The following is a 15,183-nucleotide window of genomic DNA, read 5'->3' as shown; positions in this document are numbered from 1 at the left end:
ACAGACCCGGCGCGCCCCTCATGATACCAAAACTGGCGGAAAGTTTTTTTAGGCCGGCCTCTAGCTTTTACCGGCAGCTAGCGGCTGGCCCATGGTCCGGCCTAGCGGGGCAGGTCGAATACCAGAATTTCCGCGTCTGTCGCGTCAGCCAGCGTGACGGCATTTTCATCGCTGAGCTTGAGGGCGTCGCCGCCTTTCAGCGCCACGCCGTTCACGCTGACTGTGCCGCGGATCACGTGCACATAGGCCAGCCGGCCTGCTGCCAGCGGGTGCTCCAGCTGATCGCCTGCGGCCATGATGGTGGCGTACAGGCTGGCGTCCTGCTGAATGCGCAGGCTGTCGTTGCGCCCGTCCGGCGAGGCGATCAGGCGCAGTTTGCCCTGTTTGCTCTCGATGGGAATGTGCTTTTCCTCGTAGCCGGGCGCGGTGCCGGTGCGGTCCGGCTCGATCCAGATCTGCAGGAAATGCACGGTTTCGCTGCGCGAATGGTTAAATTCGCTGTGGCGTACCCCGGTGCCGGCGCTCATGCGCTGCACGTCGCCATAGTGCAGTACCGAGCCCGTACCCATGCTGTCCTTGTGTTCGAGCGCGCCGCTGAGCACGTAGGAAATGATTTCCATGTCGCGGTGGCCATGGGTGCCAAACCCCTGGCCGCCCATCACGCGGTCTTCATTGATCACGCGCAGCGGGCCAAAACCCATGTGCAGCGGGTCATGGTAGTGGGCGAAGGAAAAGCTGTGGTGGGAATCGAGCCAGCCGTGCTGAGCGTGGCCGCGGGCTGCACTAGGACGAATTTGCAACATGATAAGGCTCCGTTTCTATTTGGTTAATGTGCGATAATTTTGAAAATCATTTTTATCGCTGCATCCATGAATGACAGTATAAAGTGTCCGTTGCGGATTAAAAAACGGAAAATTTACGATTCAATCATCGAAAAAATCGAATGTTAAGACTGAGCCTGGAAGCTTTGCAGATTGTCGATGCGATCGACCGGCGCGGTTCCTTCTCTGCCGCCGGCAAGGAGCTGCACCGCGTACCGTCGACTATTTCCTACACCGTCAACAAGCTGGAAGATGACCTCGGCGTGCAAGTGTTCGAGCGCCATGGCCCGCGCGTGGTGCTCACGCCTGCCGGGGCCGAACTGCTCAAGGAAGGCCGCTATCTGCTGCGTGCGGCACAGGATCTCGAGCATAGAGTACGGCGCGTGGCCTCCGGCTGGGAAACCGAACTGACGGTGGGCATGGACAGCATGTTTGCCGCCTGCGCCTTGCAGGATGATGTGGCAGCGTTCTATGCACTGGGCCAGCAGACCCGGCTGCGCATCATGCAGGAAGCCCTGTCCGGCACCTGGGAGGCGCTGCTGGACCGCCGTGCCGACGTGCTGATCGGCGCGGCGGGCGAGGGGCCGGCCGGTGGCGGCTATGTCAGCCATGCGCTGGGCCAGATGGACTTCGTGTTCTGCGTGGCGCCCAGCCACCCGCTGGCAGCTACAACGGGCGTGCTGGAGCGCGGACATCTGCAGCCTTACCGCGCCATCAGCGTGGCCGATTCGGCGCGCCAGCTGCCGGCCCGTACGGTAGGCCTGCTGCTGGGGCAGGACAGCCTGAGCGTGCCCGATATGCAGAGCAAGCTGCGCTACCAGCTGGCGGGTGCGGGGTTCGGCTTCCTGCCGGCGCCCTGTGCGCGGGCCGCGATAGCCGCCGGCCTGCTGGTGGAGAAGGCCGTAGCCGAGCCCAAGCCGCCGGAAACCTTCTATCTGGCGTGGCGCAGCGGTGAAATGGGGGCGGCGCTGGCGTGGTGGCTGCAGCGCTGGCAGGCGCCGCAACGCTTTGCCGGCCTGCTCGCACATCTGCCTGCTCCTGTGTTGCGGGCTTGATGTAAATCAGGCGTTGTCCGGGTGTCGCAGCCACTGTTAAATGTTGGCTACTGCCAATAGATTCAGAGTAACATAACAGCATCTCTGACTGCCTCTGCCGGAATTCCATGACTGTTACGCCTGTTACGCCGCCTGTGTTCATTCATCCGCTGGCGGACCGCCACGGGGTGCCGTCGGCGCTGCTGCTCGATGCGCGTGGCATGCAGCCGGAGACGGCGCCGCTGGAACTGCTGCAGCAGCTGGCGGCAGGCAGCATGGTGTGCTACTTCCGCGACGGGCTGAGCGAGCCTAGCCAGCAACTGCTGCTGCAAGCGGGCTGGCAAGCTGCACCGGCGGAGGAAATCCATCACAGCAATGCGGCGCTTGATCAGGAATTCAAAGAAGTGCCGCGTACCGCCAACTGGATCGAAGGCGAGTGGTTTCTGGCCCCGCCACCCAAGCCGGTGGGCAGTCAGGCCGCCTCGCGCGCGCTGGCGCTGAAACTGGTGCAACTGGTGTCGGCCGATGCCGATACCCATGAAATCGAAGCACTGCTGCGGCAGGATCCGACGCTGTCCTACCACCTGTTGCGGCTGGTGAATTCGCTGGGCATGGGGGCATCCCGCAAGGTCAGCAGTTTTTCCCAGGCCATTCTGATCCTCGGCCGGGCCCAGCTGCGCCGCTGGCTCAACCTGATGCTGTTCTCGGCGCGCGAGTCGGACCGGCGTTCGGCCATGCTGCTGGCGCGGGTCGCGGTGCGGGCCCGCTCGATGGAACTGCTGGCCAGGGAAGCCGGCTACGATAAGGCCCAGCAGGAACAGGCCTTCATGGCGGGCATGTTCTCGCTGCTAGGCGTGCTGTTCGGCATGGCGCTGGCCGAAGTGCTGCAGCCGCTGACCATCAGCGCAGAGCTGGCGCAGGCTTTGCTGCAGCGGACTGGTGCGCTGGGCCAGTTGCTGACGCTGGTGGAGGCTGCCGAACATGCCGATCTGATGGCGCTGACGCGCGGCCTGCGTGCGCTGCAGATCGAGGTGGCCAGCTACAACCAGATACAGGCTGATGCCTATCTGTGGATGCAGGCTATTGCGGCAGGCAAGTCCGGCAATGACGCAGGCAACGGCGATGCGTGACATTCTGGAACGCTGTCTGGCCCTCAGCCAGCGGGCGGAGCAGCAGTCCGGCGCGGCGCAGAGCGCTACGCTAGCACAGCTGGCGGCCCTGCTGGCGGCCACACGCGATACCTTCCCGGCCGTGCCGGATAGTTGCACGGATGTCGCCATTATGCAGCTCGATCTGGTGGGTTACATAACTGGCTGGAACGACGGCGCGCAGCGGCTGTTCGGCTACAGCGCGGCGGAAATGCAGGGACAGCACGTGCTGCTGCTGTATCCCGAGGATGACGGCGATGGCGCACTCGATGAACTGGTGGCACAAGCCGACGGCAGCTACAGTAGCGCGGCCGAAGTGCAGCGCCGCACCAGCTCCGGCGAGCTGATCTGGGTAAAGCTCGATCTGCGCCTGCAGCTCGACGATAGCGGCGAAGCGGTCGGCATGGAAGTATGTGCGCGCAAGCTCGATGAAGTGCTGTCGCCAGCCGACAAGCTGACCCTGCACGCGCGCATTATCGAAGATTCCGATCAGGGCGTGCTGATTACCGATGCGCGCGAACGCATCGTTTCGATCAACTCGGCCTTTACCCGCATTACCGGCTACCCGCCGGAAGAGGCGCTGGGCAAGACGCCCGACCTGCTGCGCTCGGGCGTGCACGACGCCGAATTCCGCGCCCGCGTACGCGCGGCCATGCAGGGGGCAGGCGCGTGGCGTGGCGAAATCATCGGCCGGCGCAAGAATGGCGAGCTGTTTCCGCAGTCGGTCACGATCAGTGCCGTGCGCGACATGCAGGGCAAGATCAGCCATACCTTCTCGCTGTTTTCCGACATCAGCGTGCACAAGGATGCCGAAGCGCGCATGCAGCGCATGGCCAACTATGACGCGCTGACGGGGTTGCCGAATCTGTGCCTGCTGACCCAGTTGCTGGGACAGGCGCTGACGGAAGCCCGCCGTTCGCAGGAGCACGGTGCGCTGGTGATGATAGAGATCAGCCGGCTGGGTGCCATCAGCGACACGCTGGGCCATGAAGTGAGCAACGAGGTGCTGTGCGAAATCAGCCGGCGCCTGCGCCAGTCGCTGCGCGAGGCCGATGTGCTGGCGCGGCTGGACGGACATAAATTTGCCGTAGCGCTGCTGCACATCGAGAAGCGCGAGCACGCCGGCATCGTGGCGCAGAAGCTGCTGTCCACACTGGCCGAGCCTTTCACCGTAGAGCATCACCGGCTGCAGGTGGGCGGCCATGCCGGCATCACGGTCTATCCGGAAGATGGTGGCGATGTTTCCACCCTGATCCGGCATGCCGAGGTGGCGCTCAACAAGGCGATCCGCAGCATCGAATCGGGCCTGCTGTTCTACAGCGAAGAAATGAACCAGCGCGCCAAAGAACATATGCGCATCGAAGGCGAATTACGCCAGGCCCTGCTCAATCAGGAACTGCTGCTGTACTACCAGCCGAAAGTGAGCCTGCGCAGCGGCCGCATCGTCGGTGCCGAGGCGCTGCTGCGCTGGCGCCACCCCGTGCGCGGACTGGTTTCGCCCGGCGTGTTCATACCGGTGGCGGAAGAGACGGGGCTGATACTCGATCTGGGTAGCTGGGTGCTGGAAGAAGCCTGCCGCCAGATCCGCGCATGGCAGGACGCGAATCTGATCATGCCGCCGATTGCCGTCAACCTGTCGGCGCGCCAGTTCGACAGCAAGCTGCCGCAACGGATAGCGGCGGTACTCGAACGTCATCAGGTGCAGCCGGAACAGATCAATCTGGAAATCACGGAGAGCCTGCTGGTGCGCGGCGCCGAGAGTGTGATCGCGATCATGAACGAGCTGCGTGCCATGGGCATGCGGCTGTCGCTGGATGATTTCGGCACCGGCTATTCGAGTCTGGCCTATCTGAAGAAATTCCCCATCAGCACGCTGAAGATCGACCGCTCCTTCGTGATCGGCCTGCCCGACGAAGAAAATGACTGCGCCATCGCCCGCGCGATTGTCACTATGGCGCAGCAACTGCGGCAGGAGATAGTGGCGGAAGGGGTGGAAACGCCTGAGCAGATGAACTTCCTGCGCGAACTGGGCTGCGACCAGTTGCAGGGCTATCTGTTCAGCCAGCCTGTGCCGGCGGCCGATTTTGCCACCATGCTGCGTGACGGCAAACGTCTGGCGCTGGGTGCTCGCCTGCCGACGCCCTGACGCGCAAGCCCGTTTGCGGTTATGCTGATCGCTTTAACCGTCGAGTAAGGAAGTCCCCATGAGCCGTTACATCCTCGCTGAAGATCAGATCCATCCTGCCGTCCGGGCACAGGTAAGCAGCTACCACCGCACGCTGGTGGAGGAGGTGCAGGCGGTCGTGGCCAGCAACAAGGTGGTGGTAGTGGGCATGGGGCTGAACCCGTTCCCGCGCAAGGCGCGCAAGCTGCTCGATGCGCAGGGCATCGCCTACACCTATCTGTCCTACGGCAATTACTTCAATACCTGGCGGCCACGCATTGCGCTGAAGATGTGGACCGGCTGGTCAACCTTTCCCATGGTGTTTGTGAATGGCGTGCTGATAGGCGGCGCCAATGATCTGCAGAAGCTGATCGAGCAGGGCGAACTGGCGCGCATGCTGGCCAGCTAGTCGGGACTATCGTGGTTGGGCAGTTCCCGCAACTGGCGCAATGCCGCGGGAACAGCATCGGGATGGCAGGGCACATCGTTCTGTCCGCCATCGTTCTACAGGCAGTCTATTGTCAGGCCTCTGTGCGCCGTGAGTCTGCCCGCTAGCTTGCTGGTAAGGCTGACTTTTACTAACTTATCTGCCTGCTGAATCGCCACGGCGATTCCTCTTACGGGTGAACTATTTCTCTGCAAAAGCCACATACTGAGAGTAGCGTGGGACTGGCGCTTGCCTGTGCGGCATAGTACCTGCTGGTTCGACGAGAAAATCACATGCAATAAAAAATCCGTTCTCTCAATTCCCTATTCCATAAAGGAAGGCCTATGACTATTTCTATTCGAAAGCTCTCGCACACACACGATGCCTGCGCGACCTATGCCACAAACATGAAGTTTGTTCTTACCAACCTTTCTACCCTCGGTATCGCTCGTGCGAAGCCTGCTGCGCCCCAATTCGCTCCGCGTACTCTGGCCAAATCTTACATTCCGCCTACCGGTCTGTGGGGACGTATCACGGTGGCCCTCAGCGGCGCTGCAGCAAGACGTGAACGTGCTTGTGCCCGACTCAATACTTTCTATGACGGGGCGCAAAATTCGCTGGTAGCGACGGAGTTCAGCAATGTTGCGATGCTAAAATTTATTAAGGCATATGACGAATGCGATGATCGCGTCCAGCGAAGTGCAATGATGCAAAGTCTGAATGCTGATGTACGTGTCGCGGCAGAAACCGCACTGAACTGGGGCCGTCGCTAAGATTGTATAAGCGTCTGATTAGCCACTTCTGCTCGGGCGGATAGTGGTCAGGCTATTCCCTCGGCGTTGGGCCGCCCGAGGGAATAGCATCGGGATGGTAGGGCACATCGTGCTGTACGCCATCTTTGTACAGGCAGCCTGATGCCAGTCATCTGCGCGCCATGGGCCTGCCGGCTCGTTTGCTGGCACGCCTGACTCTCACATACTTACCGGTCCGCTGAATCGTCACGGCGATTCCATTTATGAGTGAACTATTTCTCTGCAAAAGCTACTTACCGAGAGTAGCGTAGGACTAGCGTTTGCCTCTGCGGCAAAGCACAGGCTAGCTCGACGAGAAAGCACACGCAACAAAAAAGAATCCTTTCCCTCAACGTCCTATTTATCAAGGAATACTTATGACCATTTCTATTCGAAATCTCGTGAACGCTCACGATAATTGCAAGGCCTTTTACGAAGGTGTAACGAATGTCGTGAACACGTGGACGGACAACGGCAACGCGGGTCGCGGCATCGTTGGTGTCAAGTCGGCCACCGTCGACTTCGCGCCGCGTACTCAGCCCAAATATTATCGTCAGCCTACCAGTCTGTGGGGACGTCTCACGGTCGCCCTCAGCGGTGCTGCAGCACGGCGCGAGCGCGCATGTGCCCGACTCAATACCTACCATAGCAAGGATAGTGAAAACCCGATCAATAGGGAGTTCAGCAATGTTGCGATGCTGAAATTTATCAAGGCCTATGACGAATGCGATAATCGTCTCCAGAAAAGCGCGATGATGCAAAGTCTGGATGTTGATGCGCGTGCTGCAGCAGAAACGGCACTGGGCTGGGGCCGTCGCTAAGACCTTATAAGCGTCTGATTAGCAGCTGCTAATCGGGCGGATAGTGGTTGAGCTGCTCTGTCAGCTGGCGCAAGGCCACAGGAGCAGCGTCGAGATGGTAGTGCACATCGTGTTGCCAGCCATCTTTTTCCACATGCAGGTCGTAGAGAAAATCGCCCGATTGCGGCGCCATCTTGCGCAGCTGTTCCGGCAGATCGAAGAACTGGCTGGCATCGAGCAATTGCGCCAGCCGGTGCGCCTGTGCAGGCGCCAGCTGTGCCAGATCGATGCTGCGCGTCTGCGCCCCGGCCGGGCCGGTAAAGCCGCCGGTACAACGTAAAGTCAGCCGGGTCATGATGGGTACTCCATTGCCTGCTGTTGCGAAAACTGTCTGCCGTCCTGCTGTTTGACTGCGCCGCTCGGCTGAAGTTCCCTCAGCCGGCCCTTATGATCCTACCTGCACCCCCACCAGCTGCCATGCGCGCTGCACCGCAAACTGCTCGGCGGTATCGCCGCCGTACAACAGCACGGCAGCTTGTGCCGTGGCTCTGGCCATATCGGCAAAGCTGGCCGTGGGCGTTAGCAGGCTCAGCGCCTTGTACCAGATCGGTCCGGCCTTTTCCCATGCGTGGCCCTGCAACGCCAGTGCGGTTGCATAGAAGGCGTGATTGGGGATGCCGGAATTACTGTGTACATCACCATCCTGTATATAGTCTGCCATGTTTTTCGGCTGGTCGTCGCCCGACCACGTGAGCGTGCGGTTGCCGGGATCGGCCAGCGAGCGCAGCGCCTTGCCTACGCTAGGCCCCATGATGCTGTCGCCGATCAGCCAGTCGGCATCGGCGGCTTTCTGCTGCAGGCGCCATTGCTTGACCAGCGAGCCCATGACGTCGGAGATCGATTCGTTCAGCGCGCCGCTCTGGCCTTCGTACACCAGCCCGCCCGGCACGGCATACTGGGTCACGCCGTGGCTCAGTTCGTGCGCTACCACGTCGATGGCCGCAGTAAAATCGTGGAACAGTTTGCCGTCGCCATCGCCATACACCATCTGCTGTCCGTTCCAGAACGCATTATTAAATCCGCGCTGGTAGTGCACGCTGGCATCCAGCCTGAGGCCTTTGTTATCCACCGAATTGCGCTGGAATACGGTATGGAAGAAATCATAGGTGTGGCCGGCATTGTCGTACGCCTGATTGACTGCTGCATCCTTGACGGCAGCCGCGCCTTCCGTGCGCACTACCTTGCCGGGCAGGGTAGTCTTGTGGCGGGCATCATAAATAGTGCGGCGCTGCTCGCCCGTATGCTGGGTGGCCGCCAGCGTGGGCATGACGGAACGCTGGCCGCGCAGGTGGGCGGAAATTTCGCACTGGTCGAGCAGGCACTGGCGCTCAGCCGGGCTGGCTTGCGCCGCTTCGGCCAGCTTGCGCAGCATGCGCGAGGGAATGATGCAACAGACGCAGTGATAGGGCAATGAGGGCATGGCAGGCTCCTACGCTTGGCGATAGTGCCTTTATACACGCGTTTCCCTTTCCAGCGCGCCACGTTTGATTTTCCTCAAATTAGTTACCGGCCGGGCGCAGCGGGTCGAGCAGGCTGCGCAGGTTGTTGTGATCGAGCTCGTACATCAGGGCCAGCAGGCCACCCAGTTCGCCCTTGGGGAAACCAGTGCGGGCAAACCAGCCCAGATAATGACCGGGCAGATCAGCGATGACGCGGTCCTGATACTTCCCGAACGGCATTTTATAGCTGAGTAGCCGGGCCAGTTTTTCGCTATCTGACACTGCTTAGCCTGTTACAGCGCGGCGACCTGCACGGCGGTCTTGCCATCCCACACCACTTGCGTGCTCATGTCGCGGCGCGCCATCAGCTTGTTGTTGATGTAGAGATTGGTCTTCAGCGTATAAGTTCCCTGTGGTGCCTGTTCCGGCAGGCTCAGCTCGAAGGAATTTTCGAAACGGCCACCGCTGCGGTTGGTGAGCGGCTTGGCTTTGGTTTTGAAGGGTTCGCCATGGGTGTCGTACACCACCAGTTCCTCGCGTACTTCGGTGATCGGGGTTTTGCTGCCATTCACTAGTTCTACCGTCGTATTGATGCGCATCGGCTGGCCGCGCTGCACCACGTTGTTCGACAGGCGCGGCACGTACGATACTACTTGCGGCTCCGGCGGCAACGCGCCACGGGCGGTGACGTATTCCTTGTCGATCTGGGCCGCGGTCTTGGTCTGGCGCGATTGCGAGTTGATGGCCACGCAGCCGATCGCGCCGGCAATGCCGCCCACCGCTGCGCCTTTTACTGCGCCACGCTTGCCATCGATCAGGGCGCCCAGCAGTGCGCCTGCCACGGCGCCGGCCAGCGCCGAGCTGCCCACGCTGCAAGGATCATCGCCGGCGCTCGCTGGCGGCGGCGGATTGCCCGTCTGACGCATGGCGCCACCGGAAGGCGCGGTAGCGCAGCCGGCAATCAGGCTCAGTATCAGTGCGGATGCCACAAGTCGGGTGGTGTGCTTGGTCATGGCGTACTCCTTCGATCGGTGTCGGGTTTAGCGGATGGTGGTGTCTTGCTGTAATAACTGGCGTTCGCGTTCGCGGATCTGGCGCGACAGGGCTTCGATGCGCGGATTGGCCGGGTCCATGCGGCGCGCGCTTTCCAGATAGGTGCGCGCCGAATCGAAGCGGCGCTGGGCGAGAGCGTTTTCGGCATCGGTGATAAAGGTCTGCGCCATCTCCGCCTTGGCGCTGGCCACGGCGCCGCTCTTCTGCTCGCGGCTATCGTCAGCGGCAGGGGCTGGTCGCGGCGCCGCTGCGGCAGGCGGCGCGGCAAGCGGTACATTCGCCGGCGCGGTGCTTGTAACTGGCGCCGGTGCTGGCGTTGTGGCGGCCGGCGCCGGAACGGACGCTTCATTTCTGGCATCGGTCACGGTCTTCAGGCGCACGATTTCGTTTTCCAGTTCCTCGCGCTCGGCCGCTTCGGTGTTGGCCGCCAGCAGGCTGGCCATGCCCTGCTGGGCGGCAGCCAGATTCTGGCTGGCCAGCGCGCGCCGGGTGGCCTGAACGGCATTGCTGGCGCTGGTCTGCGCCTGATTCAGGCGGCGCCGCAACTTGCCGGAGTTGGCTTCCGCAGCACATTTGGGCACCAGCCGGGCCAGCGTCTTGCTGGCACTTTCCAGCTTGTGCTCGTTGAGCTGGGTGGTCAGCAGACGCTGGTTGCTGCGGCAGGTTTCCACGGTGTCGGCGGCTTGCAAGGTTTTCTGGAATTTTGCCAGTTGTTCCTTGGCCGGCGCGTCGCAATTCGCCTGCGCAATATCGTTCTGCTGGCGGGCGCCGTCCAGATCCCCATGTTCGAGCGCCTGCTGGCCGGCGCTGATGGCACTCTGGCAGGCCAGGCCGCGTGCCTTGTCGCGCTGTCCCATATAGGCAAACAGTCCCAGCACCAGCACGATGCCGATGGCGAGATTGCGCCACAGCCGCGAGGGTTTGCGCTGGCCGCCGGCAGCTACGGACGCTTTGCTATCCGGTTGCGCAGCGGGCTGCGCATGCGCGGCCTTGGCAGCTGGAACGGGTTCAGGCTTGGTCTCTGCAGGCTTGGCGGGTTCGGGCGGCTTCTGCGGTTGGCGCGGTGGCGTGGTTTCCGCACGTTTGGGGATGCGCGTGGTCTCACCTTTGCCACGCGGGACAGGCGGCGCCACCTCGGCCGGCGGCACGACGGGATCGGCACTGCCATGCGCCTGCGGCGCACGGCAGTAAGGACAGAACGCTACCGCACTGAACAGCGGCTGCTGACAACTGGCACACTTCATTGCAGACTATCCTTAGGCCAGTGGCGGCGGCATCAGTGGCGGTGGCGCCACAGCGGCCGTCAGGCCTAGCAGCGGCGCCAGCTCGGCCAGCTGGGCCAGATCGGTCCACGCCGCCAGCCCCTGACGCCAGACCTTGGTCTGGGCCGGCGCCACCTGTCCGGATTGCACCATCTGGGCGATCTGCTGGGCTGTGTAGGGACCATATTGCTGGCCATTGATGCCGAGGTGATACTGGTACTCGGGCTGGGCCGGGATTAGCGGCGGCGGTACCAGTGGTGGTGGCATGCCACCTGCCGCAGGCGGCCATGCCGCTGCCGGCGCCGCGACTGCTGGCGCTACACCGGCAGCACCGATGGCCTGCAGGTGCGCAGTGTCGAACAGTTCTTTCCGCAGCACGAATTTCAGGCGTGGCTGGCCATCTTCGCCTGGCTCGCGCACTTCCCAGTCATAGGCGTCGGCATCCGAATCGGGCACGACCTGGCACCATTCGGCCAGATGGTCGAGCAGGCGTTCCGACAGCACGCTGGCCTGGGCTTCGCTCATGCCTTTGCGGCGTGCCCGGTCGCGTAGTTCGCGCTTTATTTCGCCCGCAATGGCGCTGGCAAAGCCCTTGCGCACGTCGTCGGCGCCGGTGGCATCCTGCACCAGTTTGGCGGTGTACACGGCATTTTCATAGTGGTCGGCCAGCGCCGCCAGAGCTACCGTCTGCACGGCATCGAGCTGGTCGATTTTTTCCTGTACGCGTGTGACGATAGGTTCGCGGTAGGTGGTGGGCAGGCCGTTCTGGCGCACTGCGCGTTCGTTGCCGATGCGGCGAATATCGCCCCGTTCATAAACAAACTGGTACTGGCCGGGCGGCACGAAACGCTGGGTTGAACGGGTCAGCACGCCCAGCATCACCGCCTGCAAGAACTGCTTGAAGTCCTCGGCCAGCCGGTTGATTTCGTCCGTGGTCGGCGCAATCGGGTGGCTGAACTGGGTCGAGTCGATGTGGGTGTGGGTAGGGCTCTTCTCCGCTTCCTTGCGATAGCTGGTGCGCCAGCCTTCCAGGCCGCGCAGTACCGTCATCGGCACGCCGGACAGCTCGCAATAGCAGACCGCACGGCCCGGCACGCCCGTTTCGACGATCTGCAACTGGGCCGAGGTAATCCCGGCCACGGTAGGGATGCAGGTATCGAGCTCGGTGCCGAAGCGGCGTTTGAATTCTTCGGCATGGGCCACACCGATAAAGCATTTGTACTGATCAGCCTTGACGTTGAAGTCGCCCGACAGATTGGCGTCTATCCATGGCATGGCGCAGGCCAGCAGTTTGCGGAAGCGGTCCATGCGCTCGCTCGGGTTCATCTGTTCCAGTGCGTCGAACAGCGGATCGTTGGCCTGCAGGTCGCCTTCGCTGGCGCTGGCCAGTGCCAGCTGGCGTTCCGCCATACGCTTGACCTTGAGCAGGATATCGTTGCGCTGGGCCGCGTCGCCCAGCATGGGGAACAGCACTTTCGAGCCGCCGATATCCTTGAAGGCTTCATCGGCCCATTCGCGCAGGGTGAGCAGGCCGGGCATGGGGCGCACGGTCTGCGCGGTAGGCAGCACGATCAGGGTAGCATGGTCTTTGCCGAGGTCCTGCTGCAGAATCAGGTTGGCCTGCTGCAGCTGGTTGAGCATGTCCAGCACGGCTTCGCGCCCCGCCTGCAGTTCGCCCACCAGACCGTTCCAGACGGCGCGGCCCTGACCATCGATGCCGGTTTTCTTGCCCAGCCAGTCCGACAGGTCCTGCATCAGGATCACGCTTTCCTCGGCGGCTTTGGCGCGCAGGTGGAATTTGAGCGAGTTGGCGATTTCGGTGCGCAGGTGGTCCATCACGGCGATAGCCTGTTTTTCGCCGCTGCCGAACAGGCCGCCCTTGGTCTGCTCCAGATTGGTCAGCAGGCGCTCGTATTCGCGCGTGCGCACGGCTTCCTTGATTTCGCGGTAGCGTTCGGCGTTGGTGCCGAGTGCCTGCATCAGGCCCGTGCCGGGCGATTCCAGTCTGTCCTTGATCTGTTCGACCAGCGATAGCACGTATTCGAGACCGCCGAAATCCTTGTTGTCGAGATAGGCATACAGCTGATCGCGCACGGCCTGCTTGATGCGCTCGAGCAGTTCGCGGCGGCGCTTGCTGATGCGGTCTTCCGTGGTGTCGGCATTGGTATCCTGATCGCGCACGGCATCGCGTTCGAGCCGCTTGAAGGTTTCGCGCACCTGCACCGGCCACTCGCTGCGGTCAAAGCCGTTGCGGATGGCGTCGATGCTGCTGTTGACGCGCTGTTCCACGCCGGCCAGCAGCAGGCCATGCTTGTCCTGTAGCAGATCGTCAACGATCTGGTAGTCGAGGAATTCGCCGTTGCTGCGTTTGAGTTCGATCTGCTTGTCGGAGAACTCGGGGAAGTCGCTGAAGGTATGGGTGCGCAGCGCCATCTGGGCGGCCATGAAATCGTCGCGCTGCTTGTCGGTGGCGCGGTTGGCCGCTGCATCGCTGCTGCCTACGCCGAAGAAGGCCTGCAGCATGGCGCCGGCCCAGCGGTGCGCCTGTTCGTCGCGACGGGCTTCCTGGCGCGTGTCGAGCACGGCCTGACCGAAGGCCGAATAGCGTTTCGAGTACGACAGGCGCATATCGGCAAAGCGCGACTTGGGTACCAGCGCATCATGCAGGAAGTTTTTATGCAGCGCCTGATTGACGGCGGTAGACCGCTTGCGGCGGGCAAAGTCGCCCGAGGCGAAATCTTCGAACAGGGCATCGGCCACCATGTGGTAGACGTCCTTGATGTCCTTGGTGTGCTGCTGGGCCAGATTGCCCGAATCTATCAGATACACTTCGCTATACGGTTCGCGCGGCAGTTCCGGCTGGTCGTAGGCATCCCAGCGGCCCACATAGCCCTTGTTGCCCAGCATGGCCGATTCCAGTTCCATCAGGGCAGCATAGCCATTGGCTTCGGTGCGGTCCTTGTTGGCGCCGGCATAGCCGGTGGGCAGGAACAGCATCAGTTCGACATCAGCCTGGCCCACTTCCGTCTTGGCCAGCCAGCGCGCCAGCAGGCCCATGTCGAGGAAGGCGCCGGAGCCCGTGCCGCCGGCCACGGAACCGACGACGACGATGCGGAACTTGCTGTTCTCCATGCGCAGACCCAGCCGGTTCAGCTGGGCTTCATGCGACAGACCGGCCTTCAGGGTCTTGAGCTTGAGGCGTATCTTGTCGCGCACCTTGGTGTATTTGTCGAACAGGTAGAGGCGCGAAATGGCGCGGATCTGGCCTGCACCTTTGGCCGGGTCTATGCCCAGTTCGCGGATTTTCTTGGGCGTCAGCGACAGCCACTCTTTGATGTGCGGGTATTTTTCCAGCGCGTCGTCATCGCGGCTGTACTTGTCCATATCGAACGATTCGACGATCTTGTCTTCGTCGCTGAACTTGACCAGATCGAACTGCAGATCGTCGGCCTGAGCGCGGCCACTATCGATCACGGCACCGGCGTCGAGATCGAACTGGATGAACTGGGCGACCGGAAAATCGGCCAGACTCTCGACCCGGGTGCGTTCGCCATTACCACCCCACAGACTGTTGAGAATGCGGCGGCGTACCCGCATCAGCACTTCCATGCCGGTGCCGCCTATGCCGATGAAGAGGGTGGGGCGCAAATCCATGATCTGCTCCTGTTTGCGTTCCCCCGCACCCAAAGTCTGGTTCAAATTGTCCATATTGCCCACTTCCTCAGTTCATACTACAAGTTTTATTTGCGACCTGTTACGAAGGTCAGCACCAGCGCTACGATGGCGATCAGGCTGAGCGGGCCGATGATCAGTGGTGCCATGAATTTGGCGGAATTGACCACGGCCAGAACTACGCCAGTCGACATGCAGGCGAGGAACACAAACAGCCACCAGCCGGCAGCGTTGGCCTTGTTGGGCGGCACGCGCTTGGCCACCAGTGTATTGGCGTAGGCGCCGCGCACGAAGAAGAAGGCAAGGTACAGTATCAGCAGAACGGCAACGCCTACCAGCAGATCGCGCGAGGAGGTATCGGCTTCGGCCGGTGCCAGCGCAGGCGTGGCTGCCGTGCTGCTGACGGTGGCAGGGGCGCTGGCGGCAGCTGGTGCGGAAGCGCTGTCGGCAGGCGGAGGCAGCGTGAAGCCGGCGCTTTCTTTGCTATCTTGGGACATTGTCAGGTTCTCCTT

General features: G+C 62.0%; 14 protein-coding genes. 6 read left to right on the top strand and 8 right to left on the bottom strand.

Translation table 11 applies throughout. From position 1 onward, the window contains the following. Positions 1–101: 101 nt before the first annotated feature. Complete coding sequence (locus GTP27_RS16090; RefSeq protein WP_161040189.1) at positions 102–803, bottom strand: pirin family protein; 702 nt, start codon at positions 801–803, stop codon at positions 102–104. A gap of 140 nt (positions 804–943) precedes the next feature. Here GTP27_RS16090 and GTP27_RS16085 point away from each other — a divergent pair, with 140 nt between their 5' ends. The 6 genes from GTP27_RS16085 (at position 944) to GTP27_RS16060 (ending at position 7,206) form a co-directional block, all read left to right on the top strand. After that, positions 944–1,876, top strand: coding sequence for a LysR substrate-binding domain-containing protein (locus GTP27_RS16085; protein WP_161040188.1), 933 nt, complete (start codon positions 944–946; stop codon positions 1,874–1,876). Positions 1,877–1,983: 107 nt separating this feature from the next. Then, positions 1,984–2,985 carry an EAL and HDOD domain-containing protein gene (locus GTP27_RS16080; RefSeq protein ID WP_161040187.1) on the top strand — a complete coding sequence of 334 codons (1,002 nt, stop codon included), beginning with the start codon at positions 1,984–1,986 and terminating at the stop codon, positions 2,983–2,985. After that, on the top strand, positions 2,978–5,149 hold the full coding sequence (locus GTP27_RS16075) for a putative bifunctional diguanylate cyclase/phosphodiesterase (protein WP_161040186.1): 2,172 nt from the start codon (positions 2,978–2,980) through the stop codon (positions 5,147–5,149). The genes GTP27_RS16080 and GTP27_RS16075 overlap by 8 nt, the downstream gene beginning before the upstream one ends. Before the next feature lie 58 nt (positions 5,150–5,207). Further along, positions 5,208–5,576 carry a glutaredoxin gene (locus tag GTP27_RS16070; RefSeq protein ID WP_161040185.1) on the top strand — a complete coding sequence of 123 codons (369 nt, stop codon included), beginning with the start codon at positions 5,208–5,210 and terminating at the stop codon, positions 5,574–5,576. 362 nt (positions 5,577–5,938) lie between these two features. Next, positions 5,939–6,367, top strand: coding sequence for a hypothetical protein (locus GTP27_RS16065; protein WP_161040184.1), 429 nt, complete (start codon positions 5,939–5,941; stop codon positions 6,365–6,367). Positions 6,368–6,762: 395 nt separating this feature from the next. Continuing rightward, positions 6,763–7,206 carry a hypothetical protein gene (locus GTP27_RS16060; protein WP_161040183.1) on the top strand — a complete coding sequence of 148 codons (444 nt, stop codon included), beginning with the start codon at positions 6,763–6,765 and terminating at the stop codon, positions 7,204–7,206. Between the two features lie 28 nt (positions 7,207–7,234). Here GTP27_RS16060 and GTP27_RS16055 read toward each other — a convergent pair whose 3' ends face one another. The 7 genes from GTP27_RS16055 to GTP27_RS16025 all read right to left on the bottom strand — a co-directional run bounded on the left by GTP27_RS16055 (position 7,235) and on the right by GTP27_RS16025 (position 15,168). After that, a complete protein-coding gene (locus tag GTP27_RS16055; protein ID WP_161040182.1) occupies positions 7,235–7,540 on the bottom strand; it encodes a protealysin inhibitor emfourin in 306 nt (101 codons plus the stop codon). Between the two features lie 90 nt (positions 7,541–7,630). Then, entirely contained in the window at positions 7,631–8,665 is a 1,035-nt protein-coding gene (locus GTP27_RS16050; RefSeq protein WP_161040181.1) for a M4 family metallopeptidase, read from the bottom strand. Positions 8,666–8,744: 79 nt separating this feature from the next. After that, positions 8,745–8,966: a DUF3820 family protein gene (locus GTP27_RS16045; RefSeq protein WP_371865938.1), complete on the bottom strand. Its 222-nt coding sequence runs from the start codon at positions 8,964–8,966 to the stop codon at positions 8,745–8,747. 11 nt (positions 8,967–8,977) lie between these two features. Continuing rightward, positions 8,978–9,697, bottom strand: coding sequence for a glycine zipper 2TM domain-containing protein (locus GTP27_RS16040; RefSeq protein WP_161040180.1), 720 nt, complete (start codon positions 9,695–9,697; stop codon positions 8,978–8,980). 27 nt (positions 9,698–9,724) lie between these two features. Beyond that, positions 9,725–10,981, bottom strand: a complete 1,257-nt coding sequence (locus GTP27_RS16035) for a hypothetical protein (protein ID WP_161040179.1) — start codon at positions 10,979–10,981, stop codon at positions 9,725–9,727. A 12-nt stretch (positions 10,982–10,993) separates the two neighbouring features. Next, a complete protein-coding gene (locus GTP27_RS16030) occupies positions 10,994–14,653 on the bottom strand; it encodes a tubulin-like doman-containing protein (RefSeq protein WP_229634019.1) in 3,660 nt (1,219 codons plus the stop codon). Positions 14,654–14,739: 86 nt separating this feature from the next. Then, positions 14,740–15,168, bottom strand: a complete 429-nt coding sequence (locus GTP27_RS16025; RefSeq protein WP_161040177.1) for a hypothetical protein — start codon at positions 15,166–15,168, stop codon at positions 14,740–14,742. Positions 15,169–15,183: the final 15 nt, after the last annotated feature.

It is taken from the genome of Duganella qianjiadongensis, assembly GCF_009857915.1.
GTDB lineage: Bacteria > Pseudomonadota > Gammaproteobacteria > Burkholderiales > Burkholderiaceae_D > Rugamonas > Rugamonas qianjiadongensis.
This window is presented reverse-complemented; position numbering and strand designations above follow the sequence as displayed.

Excerpts from the sequence above, each read along its gene's own strand:
- GTP27_RS16090 (WP_161040189.1), bottom strand. The coding sequence starts at position 803 with ATGTTGCAAATTCGTCCTAGTGCAGCCCGCGGCCACGCTCAGCACGGC.
- GTP27_RS16085 (WP_161040188.1), top strand. The coding sequence starts at position 944 with ATGTTAAGACTGAGCCTGGAAGCTTTGCAGATTGTCGATGCGATCGAC.
- GTP27_RS16080 (WP_161040187.1), top strand. The coding sequence starts at position 1,984 with ATGACTGTTACGCCTGTTACGCCGCCTGTGTTCATTCATCCGCTGGCG.
- GTP27_RS16075 (WP_161040186.1), top strand. The coding sequence starts at position 2,978 with ATGCGTGACATTCTGGAACGCTGTCTGGCCCTCAGCCAGCGGGCGGAG.
- GTP27_RS16070 (WP_161040185.1), top strand. The coding sequence starts at position 5,208 with ATGAGCCGTTACATCCTCGCTGAAGATCAGATCCATCCTGCCGTCCGG.
- GTP27_RS16065 (WP_161040184.1), top strand. The coding sequence starts at position 5,939 with ATGACTATTTCTATTCGAAAGCTCTCGCACACACACGATGCCTGCGCG.
- GTP27_RS16060 (WP_161040183.1), top strand. The coding sequence starts at position 6,763 with ATGACCATTTCTATTCGAAATCTCGTGAACGCTCACGATAATTGCAAG.
- GTP27_RS16055 (WP_161040182.1), bottom strand. The coding sequence starts at position 7,540 with ATGACCCGGCTGACTTTACGTTGTACCGGCGGCTTTACCGGCCCGGCC.
- GTP27_RS16050 (WP_161040181.1), bottom strand. The coding sequence starts at position 8,665 with ATGCCCTCATTGCCCTATCACTGCGTCTGTTGCATCATTCCCTCGCGC.
- GTP27_RS16040 (WP_161040180.1), bottom strand. The coding sequence starts at position 9,697 with ATGACCAAGCACACCACCCGACTTGTGGCATCCGCACTGATACTGAGC.
- GTP27_RS16035 (WP_161040179.1), bottom strand. The coding sequence starts at position 10,981 with ATGAAGTGTGCCAGTTGTCAGCAGCCGCTGTTCAGTGCGGTAGCGTTC.
- GTP27_RS16030 (WP_229634019.1), bottom strand. The coding sequence starts at position 14,653 with ATGGATTTGCGCCCCACCCTCTTCATCGGCATAGGCGGCACCGGCATG.
- GTP27_RS16025 (WP_161040177.1), bottom strand. The coding sequence starts at position 15,168 with ATGTCCCAAGATAGCAAAGAAAGCGCCGGCTTCACGCTGCCTCCGCCT.